General features: G+C 43.1%; 18 protein-coding genes and 1 tRNA gene. 5 read left to right on the top strand and 14 right to left on the bottom strand.

Features of this window, described 5'->3' with window-relative positions:
- Nucleotides 1–4 precede the first annotated feature (4 nt).
- The 3 genes from L0U89_RS00785 (at nt 5) to L0U89_RS00795 (ending at nt 3,780) form a co-directional block, all read left to right on the top strand.
- A complete protein-coding gene (locus L0U89_RS00785; protein ID WP_234859777.1) occupies nt 5–1,075 on the top strand; it encodes an alpha/beta fold hydrolase in 1,071 nt (356 codons plus the stop codon).
- Nucleotides 1,076–1,484: 409 nt separating this feature from the next.
- Nucleotides 1,485–3,377: a sulfatase-like hydrolase/transferase gene (locus L0U89_RS00790; protein ID WP_234859778.1), complete on the top strand. Its 1,893-nt coding sequence runs from the start codon at nt 1,485–1,487 to the stop codon at nt 3,375–3,377.
- Between the two features lies 1 nt (nt 3,378).
- A complete protein-coding gene (locus L0U89_RS00795) occupies nt 3,379–3,780 on the top strand; it encodes a hypothetical protein (RefSeq protein ID WP_234859779.1) in 402 nt (133 codons plus the stop codon).
- 20 nt (nt 3,781–3,800) lie between these two features.
- Here L0U89_RS00795 and L0U89_RS00800 read toward each other — a convergent pair whose 3' ends face one another.
- Genes L0U89_RS00800 through L0U89_RS00810 form a run of 3 tightly spaced genes read right to left on the bottom strand, consistent with a single transcriptional unit; the run spans nt 3,801 to nt 4,651 of the window.
- Complete coding sequence (locus L0U89_RS00800) at nt 3,801–4,208, bottom strand: hypothetical protein (protein ID WP_234859780.1); 408 nt, start codon at nt 4,206–4,208, stop codon at nt 3,801–3,803.
- A 27-nt stretch (nt 4,209–4,235) separates the two neighbouring features.
- Nucleotides 4,236–4,382, bottom strand: coding sequence for a hypothetical protein (locus tag L0U89_RS00805; RefSeq protein WP_234859781.1), 147 nt, complete (start codon nt 4,380–4,382; stop codon nt 4,236–4,238).
- Between the two features lie 5 nt (nt 4,383–4,387).
- On the bottom strand, nt 4,388–4,651 hold the full coding sequence (locus L0U89_RS00810; RefSeq protein WP_234859782.1) for a hypothetical protein: 264 nt from the start codon (nt 4,649–4,651) through the stop codon (nt 4,388–4,390).
- A gap of 152 nt (nt 4,652–4,803) precedes the next feature.
- On the opposite strand from L0U89_RS00810, the gene L0U89_RS00815 reads away from it, so the two are divergent.
- Nucleotides 4,804–5,007: a helix-turn-helix domain-containing protein gene (locus tag L0U89_RS00815; protein WP_234859783.1), complete on the top strand. Its 204-nt coding sequence runs from the start codon at nt 4,804–4,806 to the stop codon at nt 5,005–5,007.
- A 271-nt stretch (nt 5,008–5,278) separates the two neighbouring features.
- On the opposite strand, the gene L0U89_RS00820 is transcribed toward L0U89_RS00815, so the two are convergent.
- From L0U89_RS00820 to L0U89_RS00855, 8 genes are all read right to left on the bottom strand, one after another.
- A complete protein-coding gene (locus L0U89_RS00820) occupies nt 5,279–6,016 on the bottom strand; it encodes a DUF6339 family protein (RefSeq protein WP_234859784.1) in 738 nt (245 codons plus the stop codon).
- A gap of 5 nt (nt 6,017–6,021) precedes the next feature.
- Nucleotides 6,022–6,885: a hypothetical protein gene (locus tag L0U89_RS00825; protein ID WP_234859785.1), complete on the bottom strand. Its 864-nt coding sequence runs from the start codon at nt 6,883–6,885 to the stop codon at nt 6,022–6,024.
- On the bottom strand, nt 6,872–8,821 hold the full coding sequence (locus L0U89_RS00830; RefSeq protein WP_234859786.1) for a hypothetical protein: 1,950 nt from the start codon (nt 8,819–8,821) through the stop codon (nt 6,872–6,874). The genes L0U89_RS00825 and L0U89_RS00830 overlap by 14 nt, the downstream gene beginning before the upstream one ends.
- Before the next feature lie 16 nt (nt 8,822–8,837).
- On the bottom strand, nt 8,838–9,068 hold the full coding sequence (locus L0U89_RS00835; RefSeq protein WP_234859787.1) for a hypothetical protein: 231 nt from the start codon (nt 9,066–9,068) through the stop codon (nt 8,838–8,840).
- 610 nt (nt 9,069–9,678) lie between these two features.
- Complete coding sequence (locus L0U89_RS00840) at nt 9,679–10,758, bottom strand: HpaII family restriction endonuclease (RefSeq protein ID WP_234859788.1); 1,080 nt, start codon at nt 10,756–10,758, stop codon at nt 9,679–9,681.
- A 9-nt stretch (nt 10,759–10,767) separates the two neighbouring features.
- Nucleotides 10,768–11,430 (bottom strand): hypothetical protein, encoded by a 663-nt coding sequence (locus L0U89_RS00845; protein WP_234859789.1) that lies wholly within the window; start codon nt 11,428–11,430, stop codon nt 10,768–10,770.
- Nucleotides 11,421–12,698 carry a DNA cytosine methyltransferase gene (locus tag L0U89_RS00850; RefSeq protein ID WP_234859790.1) on the bottom strand — a complete coding sequence of 426 codons (1,278 nt, stop codon included), beginning with the start codon at nt 12,696–12,698 and terminating at the stop codon, nt 11,421–11,423. The genes L0U89_RS00845 and L0U89_RS00850 overlap by 10 nt, the downstream gene beginning before the upstream one ends.
- Before the next feature lie 121 nt (nt 12,699–12,819).
- On the bottom strand, nt 12,820–13,545 hold the full coding sequence (locus tag L0U89_RS00855) for a hypothetical protein (protein ID WP_234859791.1): 726 nt from the start codon (nt 13,543–13,545) through the stop codon (nt 12,820–12,822).
- 422 nt (nt 13,546–13,967) lie between these two features.
- On the opposite strand from L0U89_RS00855, the gene L0U89_RS00860 reads away from it, so the two are divergent.
- Entirely contained in the window at nt 13,968–14,909 is a 942-nt protein-coding gene (locus L0U89_RS00860; protein WP_234859792.1) for a DUF4097 family beta strand repeat-containing protein, read from the top strand.
- 928 nt (nt 14,910–15,837) lie between these two features.
- Here L0U89_RS00860 and L0U89_RS00865 read toward each other — a convergent pair.
- From L0U89_RS00865 to L0U89_RS00875, 3 genes are all read right to left on the bottom strand, one after another.
- Nucleotides 15,838–15,912, bottom strand: a tRNA-Val gene (locus tag L0U89_RS00865).
- A gap of 193 nt (nt 15,913–16,105) precedes the next feature.
- Complete coding sequence (gene recR / locus L0U89_RS00870) at nt 16,106–16,729, bottom strand: recombination mediator RecR (RefSeq protein WP_008624625.1); 624 nt, start codon at nt 16,727–16,729, stop codon at nt 16,106–16,108.
- Nucleotides 16,730–16,741: 12 nt separating this feature from the next.
- Nucleotides 16,742–17,035, bottom strand: coding sequence for an ATP-dependent Clp protease adaptor ClpS (locus L0U89_RS00875; RefSeq protein WP_040478978.1), 294 nt, complete (start codon nt 17,033–17,035; stop codon nt 16,742–16,744).
- Between the last annotated feature and the right edge of the window lie 10 nt (nt 17,036–17,045).

Below are 17,045 nucleotides of genomic sequence, written 5' to 3' on the forward strand. Positions count from 1 at the left end.
ACACATGATTCGAATTCTCCCAATAGTCTTTCTTCTTTCAATTTCCACCGCCTTCGCCCAAGTTCTTGACGAGATGTCCCCGGCAAAGGACTTGATCCAAGAACTGCGCCGTATCCATACACCCAAGGGAATCGAGACCCTGGAGCAAATCAACCTCAACGGCAGCCAACAATGGATCAGCATCCGCGGCAAGGACCGCGACAATCCCATCCTACTTTTCCTGCACGGGGGACCCGCCTCTCCGATGATGCCGACGGCTTGGGCATTTCAGGGGCCCTGGGAAGACTATTTCACCGTGGTGCAATGGGACCAGCGTGCTGCTGGGAAGAATTGGGTGGGTACCGATACTACTCTTATCGCAGAACAGCTTAAGTTCGGTACATTGATTCAGGATGCTTACCAACTTGTGGAACACCTGAGGCTTCGCTTTGGGCAGGAGAAAATATTCCTGATGGGCTATTCTTATGGAGCCGGCATTGGGGTCAGGATGGCGGCACGGATTCCCGACAAGCTGCATGCCTATATCGGAATAGGTCAAATGGCTCCGGGAAATCCCGAGGCGGTCATTTACCAAACCCTGCTCCGCTTGGCCCAAGATGCTCAAAACACCGAAGCCCTCGAGGAGTTAAAATCGCTGGCCCCCTATCCGAATCCCAATGGACAGACTCCTGTAGGCAAACTATTGGCCGTACGCAAATGGTCCAGGAAATTTAATGGTGGATGGTATGGAAAATCCGATTTTGAACTTTTATTTGCGCTCCCTTCGCTATCTCCTGAGTATACGATTGAAGATATTGACAACCTCGCCAAAAGTACGCCATGGATAAGCCGGAGGATCCTTTCCAATGGAGGGGCTCCTGATTTTCCACAAAGCTTCGACATACCCATGATCCTCATGATGGGAAGGCATGACCTGCATACACCCTATGAATCCGCCATAAAATACTGGGAGAGTATCGCTGCTCCTTCTAAGCAGGTCATTACTTTTGACTACAGTGGGCATGTTCCTTTTTTGGAAGAACCGGGAAAATTCTTGGTAGAACTGGTCAATAAGGTAAAACCCCTTGCTGATTGATGTAATGGTATTTGCTATTTTTTTTTAAGGTAGTTAAATGGATTTGTTACCTTATAGTAGAATAACCATGTAATGAATTGATTACCGGACTTCAAGCATGTGCCAAAGCATGCAAAAATTGTCAGGAAGCCCATCTGTCCTATCTGAACAATTAAACAATAAATGAATGCCTGACCCTTTATGTGATCAGGCTTGTGTATGTCTTTTTTCGACCCCACAAGTTGAACCAAAACACCCTAAACTGTTTCAAATTCCAAGCCTGACAAACTAAGAAAGGTTTTTATGTTGTCATTTGAGGGCTTAAGTAAAAATTTGCATATTCATTCGTTGTAACCGGTCGATCAAATGAGGATCGAAACATGAAGGCTTGTTTTTGCATTAAGTACCTCGACTTTAACGATAAGGCACCATGAGAATCCTACTTCCTTTTTTTCTTTTAGCTGCGCTGATTTTCTTTTCCTGCAATTCTGAAAGCCAAAAAGATCTCCCCCCGCCCAACATCCTGTGGATCTCCACCGAGGACATTGATCCGGCTTGGGGAGGTTATGGTGATGAATACGCTGCTACACCCAATATCGACGGGCTGGCAGCGGATGGCTTTATCTTTACAAGGGCAAGCGCTAACTCCCCCATCTGTGCCCCGGCCCGCTCTACGCTGATTACCGGCATGTATGCCACTTCCTTGGGAACCCAACACCTACGTTCCGATGTGCCCCTCCCCAATGACCTGAAAATCCTCCCCGAAATCCTCCGGGAACATGGCTATTATACCTCCAACAATGTCAAAACAGACTATAACTTCAGTGCCGAAGGCCGTTGGGATGATAGCAGCAAAGATGCCCATTGGCGAAACAGGAAAGAAGGTCAACCGTTTTTCTCGGTAGTCAATTTTATGATCACCCACGAAGGCCCCACCAACAACGACGACCCGGAATCGGTAAAAAAGGACCTCAAGCTGAGACATGACCCCGCAAAAGCACCTATTCCACCCTATTTTCCCGATACCCCAAAAATGCGGGAAATCATCGCGCATGCCTATGACCTGATCAGCATATTTGACCAAGGAGTAGGGGAGCTTGTCCAACAGCTCAAGGACGACGGGCTGTATGACAATACCATCATTTTTGTCTTTTCCGACCATGGCTTTGGCCTTCCCCGACACAAGCGCTGGCTTACCAACTCTGGATTACACATTCCCCTCGTCCTTCATGTACCGGAAAAATACCGACACCTGGTATCCAATCTGGAAACCCAACAGGTGGATGACCTGGTGGGTTTTGTGGATTTTGCTCCTACTGTCTTGGGCTTGGCAGGCATAGCCCCTTCGTCCTATATGGAAGGCAATAATTTCCTTGGACCAAATGCAGTGAAAAACCAGTACAATTTTGGCTTCCGAAGCCGTGCGGACGATTGTCATGAGATGTCGCGGTCGGTTTCTGATGGGCGATACTTATATATCCGCCATTACCTGCCCCAACTTCCCTACATTCAAAATGCCATCATCTTCACCCAAGGCAAACAGGCCATGGAGGAAATCTACCGGGCAAGAAATGAAAAGACCTTGCCTAATCACATGGAACAATACTTTCATCCCAAAATGACCATTGAATTATATGACCTGGAAGAAGATCCTTATGAATTGAATAACCTGGCGATGAAACCTGAGCATCAGGAACGTATCGGTTTATTCCAAAAAGAACTGGATCAATGGATGGTAAAGCACAGGGATTCTGGAATGCTCAATGAATCTGAATATATGCTCCGGGCAAAAGGAAGTTCCGTCTATGAAATCTTAAGGGATGACACCCAATTTGATCCGGAAAAAACTCTTGAGGCAATGAACCTGGTAGGGCAGATAGATGGCGCTTCAACCCTAAAACGGATGCAGGATCAGGATCCCCTTGTCCGATATTGGGGCTTGATTGCTTTGGAATATGCCGGGTTGAATTCCAGCTTGTTAATTCAGGAACTGGAAAACATGTTGGATGACCCTTCTCCAATCAATGCCATTCAGAGTGCCAAAATGCTCATCCAAATCAAGGAAGATCCCAAAGCCTATCAAACATTGGGGAAATACCTTCAAGCGGAAGAGGAAACCACCGTCCTCCATGCAGCCATTGCCCTAAGACTCCTGGAAGAGAAAGCCCAACCGCTGATCCCTTTGGTCGTAGATGAAATCTATCCTAAATATGCAGGTGAGGTATGGGGCAGGTACAAAAGTTGGAGCTACCCCATGTTTATCGGCATGGCTTTGGACCAAGCCCGCATCAATTGTGGGGAAGAAATTCGAGTGAGGAATTAAGATGCCTAAAAAGCCAATGCCTGCCATCCCCAAACCCTATCCCTTACCCAAAATCTGTGAGGAAAACGGTTTCTATGCCACCAAGCAACGGTCATACAACATGTCCCAAAGCAATGCCCCCGATTTCCCCTACCAATTCGATATCCCGATCTACTTCATGATGGGCGTTTATGACTTGCATTATGGCCCGGCAAAGGAATACCTAGAAGCCTTGAATGCCCCCAAAAAGCAAATTTCAGCTTTGAACACAGTGGTCATTTCCCCATGCTCAAGGAACCGGGACGATTTTTGGTCACCTTGGTCAATGGGGTTTTGGAGGGGACGAAAAAATACCGGAAGGCAAATTTCGGCAGGAACAAAGATCAGTGCCCGAAGAAAGGAAGATATAGGAGAGGAAGTTTAGCATAACCCTTCATGCAAACCTTAAAAGTGAACTTCCAGTCGGCCCTGATGGATCTCGCCATTGTGATCCTTAAGGGTCACATCGATATTGGTGTTCACGCTTGCTTTTTCCTTGCTGAGTTCTACAAAGAGTTTCTGCTTAGCTACATGGATTATTCTTCCGTCGATTTTCTTTCCGGAATCATCTCGGATGGCTGCACGATATCCGATCAAGTCCGAGGTATCCACTTCGGCAAGTTCCAAGTCGTCTAGCAACACTGAATTGATTGGTGGGAAACTCAGACCTGTATTCAAGGCAAGAATCAATGCTTTTGCTGGCCTCCCATCTTCGTAATCCATCACTTCTTCCAGTAGATAAAGCTGTTCGGGGTTTTCATCTGGATAGGGCGTATGAAATCTAACAATTTGCCCTTCTTTGGTTGTTTTCATGGTCGAGTTGGTTTGAGTTATTGCCTGTCACCATTGTGGTTCTGTTGTCAGAATAATGGACCAAGAATTTTTAGTGACCACGACAAGGGTTCCACGATACCGCACTGTGGTAGCTCCCCTGCGCTTTTCTTCTTCCAGCGCTTTGATGACATTATCAATGCTTGTTTCTTTCATGGTATTTAAGTTTGAGGGTTAAGTTTCGAAATCAAGATTTCATACCCGATGGAGTATATCTCGGTACCAGCCTGCTCACAGACCTCGAAGCACCTTTCCATCATTCGGTTTCTGAGTTCCGCTTCTTCCTTTGAGTAGGATGGAAGTCCCGTATCGATATGGATATAGTTTTCAAACCGCTCGTCTGGATGGAAATTCAAGCTTTCGACTTCAACCAAATGTTTGAAGAAGGCGCTGACATCAGCAACGGTGGAAATATTCTCTTTCATAGCACTTTACTTTCGTCGTACGATTTCTGTTCGGATGGTTCAAAACATAAGGTTGATTTGCCACCTGGATTTTCTCTAAATTGTCTCCAAATCAGATAACTAAAGATACGAAAAGTTTTAAAAATGTTTACAATAGTAAACAAAATTATTTCATGGATATCAAGGAAAAATTTGGGCAAAGGGTAAAAACCCTCAGAAAGGAAAAAGGAATGTCACAGGAGGAACTTGCTGAAAAATCCGGCCTCAACCGCCCCTATATTTCCGCCATCGAGCAGGGAAAAAGAAATGTCTCACTCGAGGTGATGGAGAAGTTGGCGGAGGCTCTGCAAATGGATATCAAGAAATTTTTTGAATAATGAACTTTGCACAATTCTCTATTCTAAATGGGACTTACTGAGAGAAAATTAACCGCACAATGCTCTCTACGGTGCCAAGGGGGACAATGCGGCCAAGAAGTTTCACAGGGTTCGCTTTCGATGGACCACGAGTGGGTTTGACTCGTTTGACATCAGGTTTGATGATTCTTGACATTAGCCTAAAATAGAATTGAACAGTCTATCCAAACAGCAATGAAATAGTGACTCTCAAAATTCGCCAGACTTGGATCGAACCTAACAGGTTAAGTTTTTAGATTTCCTCATTAGTGATGGGGAATTTTTTGAATAAAATTGATTTTACTTCATCCCTGCTAAATATCGAAAGGGGTTTTGCTCCTCCTAACCTATTAAGAAATTCAGTAATATCTTGGTGTTCTTTTTCAAAGTTTCCGAAATTGCTTTTCCCTCTTTCCAAACAATATTCCAAAAATCCCATTATTATCTCTTTTTTCCTGGCCAATTGATACGTACCCATTGTTCTGGTTCTTAGAGTCTGATTCCAAAACAAAACCTTAGTTAACCAATATTTGTCCTCAGAATTTTTTTCATCTACTGACAAGTAAACGGACCACCACATGCCTGATAACCAATTTCTTAATAACTGACTGCTTTTTTCCAAAAGGAAATGTTCCATTATATATCCTTCTTCATTCGTCCCCTCTTTCCGTTTATAAACGTTGGGCCATCTTTCTCTCAAATAGGGATATAAATCAATTATTGCGAGATAATTCCAAAATCTAGGGTCTGCTGCTTCAATAGGGGTTAATTTATCGTATGCTTCAAATAGGGCAAATGCAGCCTCAAAATCATTCTCCGCACTCATTCTACCCAATAAGCCCAGCGGCTTTTTCAAATGAGGCATAATAAGTGTGTTTTTATCATCTATTTGAAATTCGCTGTTTCTGAATAAGTGAACCCATTCCCCGGATTTTATTCCTGATATCAGGGTATCCATATATCTTTTTCTTAAGATTCTTTGTAGCTCCATAATTTTCAATCAGTTTGATTTACAATCGACAATTTCTCCAACTGTTCAATCATTCGCTTATTCGGATTTCCCAAGAGTTTCTGAACTAGGTCTGGAATATTATTAGGGTCAACATGGTCAGAACAGTTGTTTAATTCGGGTTCACTTAAAAGTCGATGTTGAATTGAGACAGCCCATACATTTTCTCTTTCAAGATGTTCTTTAAAATTGAACAAGGCTATTGTAAGTGCATTTTGAACAAGAGAGGCGTGGATGATATCAGCAAACTCCCTTTTTTTTCCGATGTAATCTTGTTTGTATTTTTCATAAAGGGCTTTTGGCAATTTGACCTGGATTTTGCTGTCATCCAGAACAAATTTTGTGAATTCTTCATCTCCCTCATTTGGAATAATCTGCAAAAAGGAAGAAGCGGCTTTTAGTTTATGATACTGGACGTCAGCATTAAATCGGAATGCTCCAAAAACACCTAATAAATCTGCTTTTTCAAGCTCAAAAATGAAACCTGAAAAATCTGGATGAGCGGTTGGATTATAATAATTTGGAATGTCTTCCAATGCCAAACAAAAGACTTGAAAATCAACTCTTTTTCGAAGTGATGTTCGGGGAATTTCGAAACCAAATCTAGGGTCTTTTGATGTAAAAATTTCCCTGAAAAGAGTTCCCGCACAATTTACTTCACAACAATATATTGCCTTATTGACTCTTACCAGGTCAGCTATCGTACCGTTATCATGTTCAATTTCAAATTCAATTTGATAGGTGGACTGTTTTATATCAATTGTGGGAGACTCTTTGAATCCAAATGAACTGTTTATGTCATCCGCCTGGCCTAATACTGGATGTGGCAATAATAAATTATTTAGCTTCATATGCGGATAATTTTAAAGTATGTTTTATTCCATCATCAAATCGAACCTTAATAATGTTTTTCCCTTTTGCAAGGCTTAATCCTGAAATACTACTTCCATAATATTTTCCTTGATCTGCTTCTATGATAGCTAGAGGTAAATCATCACCATTATCCGATCCTGATTTGAGATCTAGGACAACTCCTGAATGAGCTTGGTCAGCTTGAATGATCAAGTTATGCACTATGCCTTTTTCATCTTTTGTAGCAGCCGGTCTGAAACGTACAGAAATTGGAGTTTTTCCTTTTCCTATTTCAGAAAAAGCTCCATTTTCCAATTGATTACCTCTTTTTTCGGATGGTTGGGGATTTGGATTAGATTCCTCGTTTGATTCACCCCCTCCGACGAATACAATTTCCTCACCTGAACCCTTTTCTGCACTATCAGCGACAGAACTAGTGGTTGAAGAATAGGCCTTGACTTTTATTTTGGTATTTATTGAAGTAATTAGGGCAGTTTCTTCCAAAGATTTGTTTTCAGACGATATTCCATCCCTGGTACTTTCAGCCATTCCAGGAACAGCTTCTTCCTCGTCTAACAACTCTTCGGGAATAGATAAAAAATCCGCCAAACCAATAACTTCCATTTTGCTCGAATTACCCACCCCCGAAATTGACTTCAGTTTTTCCGTCACGTATTTATTAATTTGATTGTAGGCCTCTTTGTATTTGTGCATTTCTTCGGATGCAACAAATCGAACATTCTCAGGTTTCCATTCATTGTGTGCAGCATTCTCCATCTGTCTCAAAATTTCATTACCCTCCTCATTATCACAAATAAATACTGCAGCATATCCGGAAAGGATATTTCGGGTGGTTTTATAAACAGTCATTGCCGGTTTTCGCATATATGATGTCCTGTTCTGCAATCCTTCATTTCTGTAAACATAAAAACGGACAGGGCCGATAACAGGTAATTCATCCTTGTCAAATAGAATAAAATCATCTGATAACCCTGCATACTTCACTGCCTTGTAATAAGCTTTCGGATTCCATTGATCTAGTTCACTAATAGAGCCATACTCGTTTTCTTCTGGAAAATATTCATTCATGATTTCCTCTAGATTTGTTTCATCAAAATGAACATTCACATCGTCTGTCTTGATTACAACATCAAGTCGGTTCTCATGAATTGCAAGCCAAAAATTATTGAGAACTGATTTCACCATTTCTCTACCGCTATTCGGGTCATTTCTCATTCCCAGAATAAAGACATCCGTGCCACGCTCCTTTCTTCTGAACATCACACCGATATCATTAACATCGGTGATTGGTCCACTCTCTTCAATCTTGAAGACACCGTCTTTTCCTTTGATCTCATCTCCGATTTTGTGAGAAGCCAATCTTGTCCTTCCTTGAAAAAAAACTTGATCTCCTTCGATCATAGTAGAGACCAAAATGGTTCTTAATTCACTCGGTACATAATAGGCTCCTTTCCCGAAACCGAATGATCCGCCTGAACCTGATGATTTGGAACTTATGCCCTCTCCCATAAAGGAGGTAAATGGACATTGATAATTATAAGGATCATAATGCATTCCCTTAGTGTTATAATCGCCCACCTTTAGGATTTTAATGGAATTATTTTCATTAAGGTATTTCAGCATACCTGTATAAAGATCCCTAGCTTGCTTGTTATCCTTGTGGAATTCCAAGCAACTTTCAATATGCTCTCGCAGAGAGAATAACTCGGGATGTTCGGCCTGATTTATTGAAATAATTTCAAATCTTACCTCAACAGGCTTAGAATGGTCTAAACAAACATCCAAGCTATTTTGAATTGATTCACGCACCAGGGAATAATATGGGTTTGCGCGAAATGTTTCGTGAATGGGGTCATTAGCCCCACTAAAAGTATTTTTTGTAGTTTCAAAAAACCATTTAATTTTTTCAGCCATATAAAACTTCGTTCACTTATTTGAATTTGAATTTTCTCTGCTCGTTTCTAACGAATTCACTCTCAAATTTGGATTGAGTGTCTTTCAAAGCTCTACGGATTTCATCAAACATGTAATCCACATCGTCCTTTGTAAATTCATAATTGTTCCTATTGGAGCAATTCCCAAGCAGACGTAAACCATCCAGAATCTTTTCGACTCTGTTTTCCGCCACTTTTTCGAATCTTTTTCGCTTATCGGATTTCATACAATTTTTATATTTTTTGTAAATTAAATAATTATATTACATAAAAGCAAAATATGTAATACAAAAAAATAATGTATTTAAAAATATCTATATAATATATCCATTTAACCTAATAATAAACAAAAAAACCATTTTTGGGAATTATAATGTCAATTTGTGATTAATGGGAAGCTATTTATTTCCCTTTTGAGGGGGAAGTTCTTTTTGATTAAGAAGAGAGAATTTAGAAGGATGATATAAGCTCTGCCAAAGATTGGCTATTTCAAAGTTGTTTTGAAAACTTCAACTTTAAATAGTCACTATGAAGAAGGCGAGAATGAAATAAATGCGGACCGTCAAGGCGATTTTTTTCTTGAAGAGGCTGACCGAATACTAAAAGAAGTCTGCTGTTGTAAAATGGACGTCAGAACTTTCACTTTTTACAAGTTGAAACAACATTTTATTGGAATTTAAGCTATTAAAATCAATATGTTTATGGAATGGGATTAAGTGATTTTCGTTCCCAATGGAGAATTTCTTAGTAATCAACGACAATAGAATGATTTCGGTACATTTTGGGCAGATAACGAGTCTAACCAGGTTATCAAACAGTAGTTCTGGAATCTTTGTCTTATCTCAAAAATCTAATTTGCAAATTCAATTTAAAGAAATTGGCATTTCCTTCAGAGTAAATAGTTCCAAATTCATGTCGTGTACTACTCGCAGTTTCCAGCTTTGTATTGTTAAGTAGATAATCTTCAAACTCGTTTCTGTTGTAAATGTGGTAACAAAGAACTTCCCCATCTTCCTTTACTACTAGATACCCGCCTGTTGCGTCCAGTTCTCCAGTCCAAACTTTTGAGGGCATCATACCAAGCGCAATATCCGTGAGGAACCGCTTCACTTTATACTTATAAAAAGGGTGATTCAGATTTTGATCATATCCTATTGGGTTTCTTTTCGTCAGTTCATCAACCAGGTCTCTCATTTTGGAATAACCGGATGTAAAGAAAAGATACACGATTTCAGCTAAAATCATTGGTAAAGCACTATCGATTAGCGTAAGGTTATTGCCAAAAATCGGGCTTTCTGTTTTCACAAATTTCAAAGCGCCAGACCTAGCCTCAATTTCTTCGATTCTATCCTTTATTTTGCTGGAGGAGTCTATCGCATTGATTACTGCGATTTCGCTATAAGTAAGATTTAGGTTTTCTATTTTGAATACAAAATTTGTGGTTCTTCCAGCATTCAAAAGCGTAGAGGCGTTTCCCAATTGGGACTTGATACTGAACCCAAGTTCAGGAGTAGTACCCGTCCTCAAATCATGAATCACTACCTTGATGTCAGTTTTTGCAGATGATTTTGCCTTTAATGAAACACAATTGAATGACTTCATGAAGGTTTCTGTCTCTTGGATTTGAAACGACGAACTTGAATTCCTTTTGATTGCCGTCAAAAGGCGTTTAGCCTGACTTTGGAATTCGTCAATTGGGATTCGATATTCCTCGCCGTTTCCAGTAACGAAAACCAAGTCATCGAGAACGCCATATTCGAAAGTGCCGTTACTTTGGTCCCTGATAATTTTGATAATTGGGAACAAAAGATTTTCAATCCTTTTCAAATCGCTGTCACCCGCTACTAATGAACGGTCGCTTACAATCTTAAAAAGCGTATAAATTTCACTCCATTCGCCTTTGTTTCCAGTGAGCATAGCTGTAATCTATTTTGGAATTCGATCTATAAGAATTTTTATGTGTTCGGGAGTCAAGAGATATATAGATCCGAAAGATTTTAATGTCGAAAATTCGACATTGAACTCAATTTCATTCACTTCTGTATAATCATGCCTAGTCCTCTTTCTTGCTTTGTAGTATGTCCCACGTGCGGAATCAATAAATAATGAAACAAAATAGTCTTTTTGACTATATCTTACTTTTATATCTAGGCCGTTATAAAAATCCTTATGCATAGAGTACTCCACTTCTTCGAAAAGCCCAGATTCCTCCAAAAGATAAAGAAAGTGCAAATCTCTTAAAAGCGACGGATAAGTTCGCTTCATTCGATAGATTACTGGATCTAAATCATATGTTTCTCCATCAATTACCACCTTTCCATTTAACGATCCGCCAATCAATTCAAGGTAGTAATCACAAAATTCCTTTTCGGTTGGAATTCTTAGACTTTTGAAAAACAAGTAATAAAATGACTGAATGAAAGGGGGAAGAGGGGCATTTTCAACCTGTGGTGTCTTTGGATTTCTTTCTCCTGAAAATTGAAGTTTACTAATTTGATCCTCCAGCTCCCTTGTTGAAATATTTGCCTCCCTGCTAACAGAAATGGTTTTTCGTGAGATTTTGACGTCAATGATTTTTTTCAGAAACATCCCAAAACTTTTAATAGCTGTTCTGCTGTGGCCCTAATTGCGGGTACCGCAACTGAATTCCCAAATTGCTTATATGCTGAAGCATCGGAAACTACATCAATGATATAATTGTCGGGGAAGCCTTGCAATCTTGCCCATTCCCTTGGAGTCATTTTTCTAATTCCGAGCCGGTTCACTTCTCCTTTGATATGGGTGATTGGAGTGAAATCCTCCAATCGATCATCATAGACAAGGTTTCTTTCACGTCCCATTCCCCCACAAACTACGGCGTTTGCAATACCATCATCACGGATCACTTCATATCCAAACCCATTGCCTTTCGATAGATGTCTGTTTTTATGTTCCTCCAGTGTCTTCAAATATTGGGTAGAGAGATAATACTTGACCGATACTGGTTTTTTCTCTTTGACATCTTCAAATGCGACAACCTCTTCAAGTGGTTCAGGATACTCGAAAGCATTTATTCCTAGATCACCTCTAAAGCCAACTATAAAAATCCTTTCCCGATTTTGTGGTACTCCAAAATCTTTCGCGTTCATGATTTTTGGTTCTGGGACAAAATACCCCAAGTCTTCCCTTAGTACATTTAAAATCGTAGCTAGGGTCCGTCCACCGTCGTGGTTGACTAGACCTTTTACATTTTCAAGAAAGAACGCTTTTGGGCGTTTTCTCCTGATAATTTCGGCAACATCAAAAAATAGGGTCCCCCGTGTATCCTCAAAACCGCCCCGTCGTCCTGCAATGGAGAATGCCTGACATGGAAAACCAGCGCAAAGAACATCAAAGCCATCTGGTATAAAACTCTTTGTTTCTTCTTTTGTAATATCACCAAACGGGATTTCCCCAAAATTTGCGAAGTAAGTCTTTTTAGCTTGTTCGTCCCATTCACTGGTGAAAACACATTTTCCACCAAGCTGCTGAAAAGCGAGCCTGAATCCACCGATTCCCGCAAAGAGGTCAATAAACTTGAATTTTGGATTTGGATTTTCAGGAAATGGTATCTTTTCCTTATGCTCAAAAAGTGAATACTGAATAGCCTCAAGTGCATCGTTCCAGGTTATCTCAGACGAGTCCTTTTCCTCCAATAAAGTCTTGTAGAATTTTATGGCACTATTCTCGAAAACCTTTGCTTCGGGGTCATCAATCACATTTAGGTAATGGGTAAATGCAGCCTTTTCCACATCTTCTTCAACCAATTTGATTTTGAACTTCTTTCCAAAAAATTCTTCAATAGAAATTCGTTCCTTCAATTCTAAGTTGTTTTCCATAGCCCAATCCTGATTTTAGCGCAATCTATTAAAGATATCAAAAGTATCCACTCGCTGTTTTTTGAAAACCAAATAAATTCAAGAAAAGACAGTTTTGGACTTGCCGACGAGACAAAGGTTGTCACACTTTCTCCACCACCCTCACCGCTACCCCCTCGGTCAAAGGATAGCTGCCTTGGACCAAGGATTGGAAATACCGCGTACCGAGGACGAGTAGCAGGGGTGTTTCGGCCGGGACAGTGGGAATGGGGATCGCAAGTTGGCCCATCTCGCTGAGGGGTTTGTCCAAGGGCAGCGGCTCGGAAAAATGCCACTCGGGCCAGGAATCGGCTTTTTCTTCCAAGGCGACAAGGCCTCCGACCACCTGCACATACTGTGCCCCCGCCACGCGCTTGACCGTACCCAGACCAGCGAAGTCAAGTTGCACCTCATCCCCAGCGGATACCTTGGGAAGGCCGCGCAGCTGTCCGGTGACATGGTAATCGTCCCCAAACTCAAAATCCCGCAGCAGTTCAAGGTTCCCACTCAGGACTTTCCGTTCGCCCTTGCCGTGGATGGGGTCCGCCAGCAGTACCTGACGGAATTTGGCAGTGAGCCGCCCATTCAGCGACTGACTGCGTATCGGGTACAGGATGGGCCATACCGCCCGCCTTAGCTTCCCAGCATACCGCGAAGCCTCGCCAAACTCCGCCGATGCCCGACGGGAGTTTTCAAACGCTTTCGAATGCTTCACCTGCTGCCGCGAAGGACCGCCCTTTTGTCGGGCCAACATGCCGTCTTTGGTCTTGTAGATAGTAAGATTCCCCACCGTCCCCACAAATAGCGGTATTCCAATCACCTTTGCCATAACCTTGCTCTATTCTAAATCTATGCTTGTCCTAATGATGTCTCTATACCCAGTTAGTGGTATTCCGTGTATCAGCTAAGGATATTCCGTGTATCACCTAACCATATTCCGTGTATACGGAAGGGGTGACCTATTACTAAGGCGTACCATAAGGGGTACCTAGCGGCATTTGACTCGGCACCAACAGGGTGATGACGATAAATATAGTGAATTGATAACTAATTCCAAATTATTCAGGCAGAGTTTTTTGGATTGCGGCGGTTTGTGCAGGCAATTCCCCAACGTCCGCCTGCGGTCAAAAATTGATGGCTTCGAACAGGCGGTGATGGGAAAACAGCCTCAGCAAGCCAATTTGGGGCATAACGTTCTTGGCACCGCTTTGGAATAAGGAACGATGTAACCAACGCTTTTTCGACATTGCCATGAAAACCATCAAGTTTGTACTCGCAGCCTACCTTTTGACCATGCCCCTGATGACCTGGGGATTCGAAGCCTTTGACAAATTCCAAGACCCTTACTTGGCCAAGGAGTTTGCCGGCAAGGGCGTCCAGCAACTCGATATCCAATCCGCTGGCTCCAGCATGAATGTCTCTGCTTGGGAGCAGGATAAAGTCTATGTGGAGGTCTTTGTCCGCCAAAACGGCAAGACAGTTGACCATATGGACGCAACCATTCAGGAAAAGCTCGCCGATTACGAAGTCGATGCGGTCCAAAACGGCGCGACCGTCTACGTCTCCATCAAGTCCAGGAAATCCAACATGGGCAACTGGAAAAACAACCTCCAGTTTGACCTGCAGGTCAAGGTTCCCAAAAACATGTCTACCAGCTTCCAAAGCAGCGGAGGCTCCATCGCCTTGTCCGGAGTGTCGGGCGAACATACCCTCCGAAGCAGCGGCGGCAGTATCAAAATCAGCGACTGCGGCGGTAGCATGACGGCCAAAAGCTCGGGGGGAAGTTTCTCCGCCAGCAATTTTCAGGGAGATTTGACCTTGGACAGCTCCGGTGGGTCCGTAAAGGTGGAGCAAATTTCCGGCAGCCTGCAGGTAAACTCCTCGGGTGGCAGCATCACGCTAACCGAGGTGTCTGGAAAGTTGGTGGCCAATTCAAGTGGGGGGAGTATCAAGGCATCCTTGTTGGCGCTCTCCGATGAGGTTTCGATGAAGGCAAGCGGGGGTAGTATCTCCGTTTCCCTACCAGCAGGCCAAGGCATGCAATTGGAAGTCAAAGGGGGCAGCGTCTCCTCTCAGCTTGCAAATTTTGAGGGAGTCCGTACTGACGGTTCCATTCGTGGCACGGTCAAGGGAGGCGGCGTGCCCGTAACCTTGGAGACTTCCGGCGGATCGATCAAGATAGAGAGTAGATAAGAATTTTAGCGTTTGCACCGCTCGCAAAGAAAAATAAGGGGCAAAGGGTGCTGATGGACTGATGCACGTCAAGTCGCCAAGACGCGAATATCGCCAAGATATCCCTGCCAACTTCTACAGCCAACTGCCATTGCGTGGTTTTAAAATTTGGCATTTACGGAGAGGAGATTAGCCTGCGTCCCGTCATGCTGAACCGTAGCCTGCGGATCCCGACAGCCGTACGGGAGAAGCATCTCCTAAATTGAGGAGACCCTTCGTTCCTCAGGGTGACGAATCACCAGTATATCAATGGTAGAAAAAATAGCCACGGATGCACGAATAAATGTCACCTTGAATGCTTGCCAACTGCTACTGCCAACTGATCGCTGACCCTTTGCGTTCTCTGCCCCTTTGCTGTCTTTGCGAGAAAACTATTGCACGCCAAGTCGCCAAGACGCGAATAATGCCAAGATCTCCCTGCCAACTGCCATTGCGTGGTTTTAAAATTTGGCATTTACGGAGAGGAGATTAGCCTGCGTCCCGTCATGCTGAACCGTAGCCTGCGGATCCCGACAGCCGTACGGGAGAAGCATCTCCTAAATTGAGGAGACCCTTCGTTCCTCAGGGTGACGAATCACCAGTATATCAATGGTAGAAAAAATAGCCACGGATGCACGAATAAATGTCACCTTGAATGCTTGCCAACTGCTACTGCCAACTGATCGCTGACCCTTTGCGTTCTTCGCTCCTTCGCTGTCTTTGCGAGAGAAAAATGATGCACGCGAATGCCGCCAAGCGTTATTTGCCAACTGCTACTTCCAACTGATCGCTGACCCTTTGCGTTCTTTCCGCCTTTGCTGTCTTTGCGAGAAAAAATGTGGGATCTAAGGGATTCGTCCCGATAGCCATCGTGGACCATGATCTCTGCTCTGTCAAAGCAGTAAGAAAGTGGGATCTAAGGGATTCGAACCCATGACCTCTGCTCTGTCAAAGCAGCGCTCTAAACCAACTGAGCTAAGATCCCAATAAAGAAATAAACCCGCAGCGCCCTAAACCTCCCGATAGCTATCGTGGATGAGCTAAGATCCCAATAAAGAAAGAAACCCACAGCGCTCTAAACCTCCCGATAGCTATCGTGGATGAGCTAAGATCCCAATGACTGTTTCCGAATGGGAGTCCAAATATAGAAACCTGTTTTGTTTGCACAAAGGCTTTTTTCAATCCAGGGAATAATTTACCCTAGTCAAAATACTCCTTCCCAAGGTAACCTCATCGGTATACTCCAATTCGCCTCCGACAGGAATCCCACGGGCAATCGTGCTGACCTTGATGCCGGTTTCTTTGAGACGACGGGTGATAAAAAACGCAGTCGTATCGCCTTCCATGGTGGCAGGCAAGGCCAATATCACTTCCTGGACCGCTTCTCCGCTTGATTGGGATTCAAACACCCTTTTGATCAGGGACTCTATCTTGAGATCATCTGGACCAACGCCCTGTATCGGGGAAATCACCCCGCCAAGGATATGGTAAAGGCCTTGAAATTGTCCCGTATTTTCGATTGCCATCACATCCGGGAGGTCTTCCACGACACAAATGATCGACTTGTCACGTCGGTGGCTTTTACAGATATCGCAGATTTCCCCTTCGGCCACATTGTGGCACACCTGGCAATACCTGACCTTGGTCCGCAAAGCGATCAGTGAATCGGCCAACTCAATAGTCGTGTTTTCCTTCTGCTTCAGCAAGTGCAGGACAAGCCGCAGTGCAGTCTTCTTCCCTATACCGGGCAGACGGCTGATTTCATTCACGGCATTTTCGATAAGCTTGGAGGGGAAATTCACTGAGGATAGTCTTTAGATAATCGCAGCCTGAATGCCCGCATCCAGAATAGCCTGGCACATGGGTTTCAATTTGGTCTTGCTGCCTTTTTTCACGGTACACTTGCCTTTGTAGTGGATGATCAATGTGCACTGTTCTGCCTGCTCGGGAGTATGTTGGCAGACCCTGACCAATACCTTGGCGACATGCTCAAAGGTATTGATGTCGTCATTGAATACCACCAACTCGCACTCATCCGTATCGATAAGCTCTTCGAGCAACAACTCGACTTCCTCTAGCATTGGATAGGTTTCAACAGATTGGCTCATTTTGCAAAGT

It is taken from the genome of Mariniradius sediminis (assembly GCF_021491425.1).
Classification (GTDB): Bacteria; Bacteroidota; Bacteroidia; order Cytophagales; family Cyclobacteriaceae; genus Mariniradius; species Mariniradius saccharolyticus.

Coding starts and splice junctions, on each gene's coding strand:
- L0U89_RS00785 (WP_234859777.1), top strand. CDS start 5: ATGATTCGAATTCTCCCAATAGTCTTTCTTCTTTCAATTTCCACCGCC.
- L0U89_RS00790 (WP_234859778.1), top strand. CDS start 1,485: ATGAGAATCCTACTTCCTTTTTTTCTTTTAGCTGCGCTGATTTTCTTT.
- L0U89_RS00795 (WP_234859779.1), top strand. CDS start 3,379: ATGCCTAAAAAGCCAATGCCTGCCATCCCCAAACCCTATCCCTTACCC.
- L0U89_RS00800 (WP_234859780.1), bottom strand. CDS start 4,208: ATGAAAACAACCAAAGAAGGGCAAATTGTTAGATTTCATACGCCCTAT.
- L0U89_RS00805 (WP_234859781.1), bottom strand. CDS start 4,382: ATGAAAGAAACAAGCATTGATAATGTCATCAAAGCGCTGGAAGAAGAA.
- L0U89_RS00810 (WP_234859782.1), bottom strand. CDS start 4,651: ATGAAAGAGAATATTTCCACCGTTGCTGATGTCAGCGCCTTCTTCAAA.
- L0U89_RS00815 (WP_234859783.1), top strand. CDS start 4,804: ATGGATATCAAGGAAAAATTTGGGCAAAGGGTAAAAACCCTCAGAAAG.
- L0U89_RS00820 (WP_234859784.1), bottom strand. CDS start 6,016: ATGGAGCTACAAAGAATCTTAAGAAAAAGATATATGGATACCCTGATA.
- L0U89_RS00825 (WP_234859785.1), bottom strand. CDS start 6,885: ATGAAGCTAAATAATTTATTATTGCCACATCCAGTATTAGGCCAGGCG.
- L0U89_RS00830 (WP_234859786.1), bottom strand. CDS start 8,821: ATGGCTGAAAAAATTAAATGGTTTTTTGAAACTACAAAAAATACTTTT.
- L0U89_RS00835 (WP_234859787.1), bottom strand. CDS start 9,068: ATGAAATCCGATAAGCGAAAAAGATTCGAAAAAGTGGCGGAAAACAGA.
- L0U89_RS00840 (WP_234859788.1), bottom strand. CDS start 10,758: ATGCTCACTGGAAACAAAGGCGAATGGAGTGAAATTTATACGCTTTTT.
- L0U89_RS00845 (WP_234859789.1), bottom strand. CDS start 11,430: ATGTTTCTGAAAAAAATCATTGACGTCAAAATCTCACGAAAAACCATT.
- L0U89_RS00850 (WP_234859790.1), bottom strand. CDS start 12,698: ATGGAAAACAACTTAGAATTGAAGGAACGAATTTCTATTGAAGAATTT.
- L0U89_RS00855 (WP_234859791.1), bottom strand. CDS start 13,545: ATGGCAAAGGTGATTGGAATACCGCTATTTGTGGGGACGGTGGGGAAT.
- L0U89_RS00860 (WP_234859792.1), top strand. CDS start 13,968: ATGAAAACCATCAAGTTTGTACTCGCAGCCTACCTTTTGACCATGCCC.
- L0U89_RS00875 (WP_040478978.1), bottom strand. CDS start 17,035: ATGAGCCAATCTGTTGAAACCTATCCAATGCTAGAGGAAGTCGAGTTG.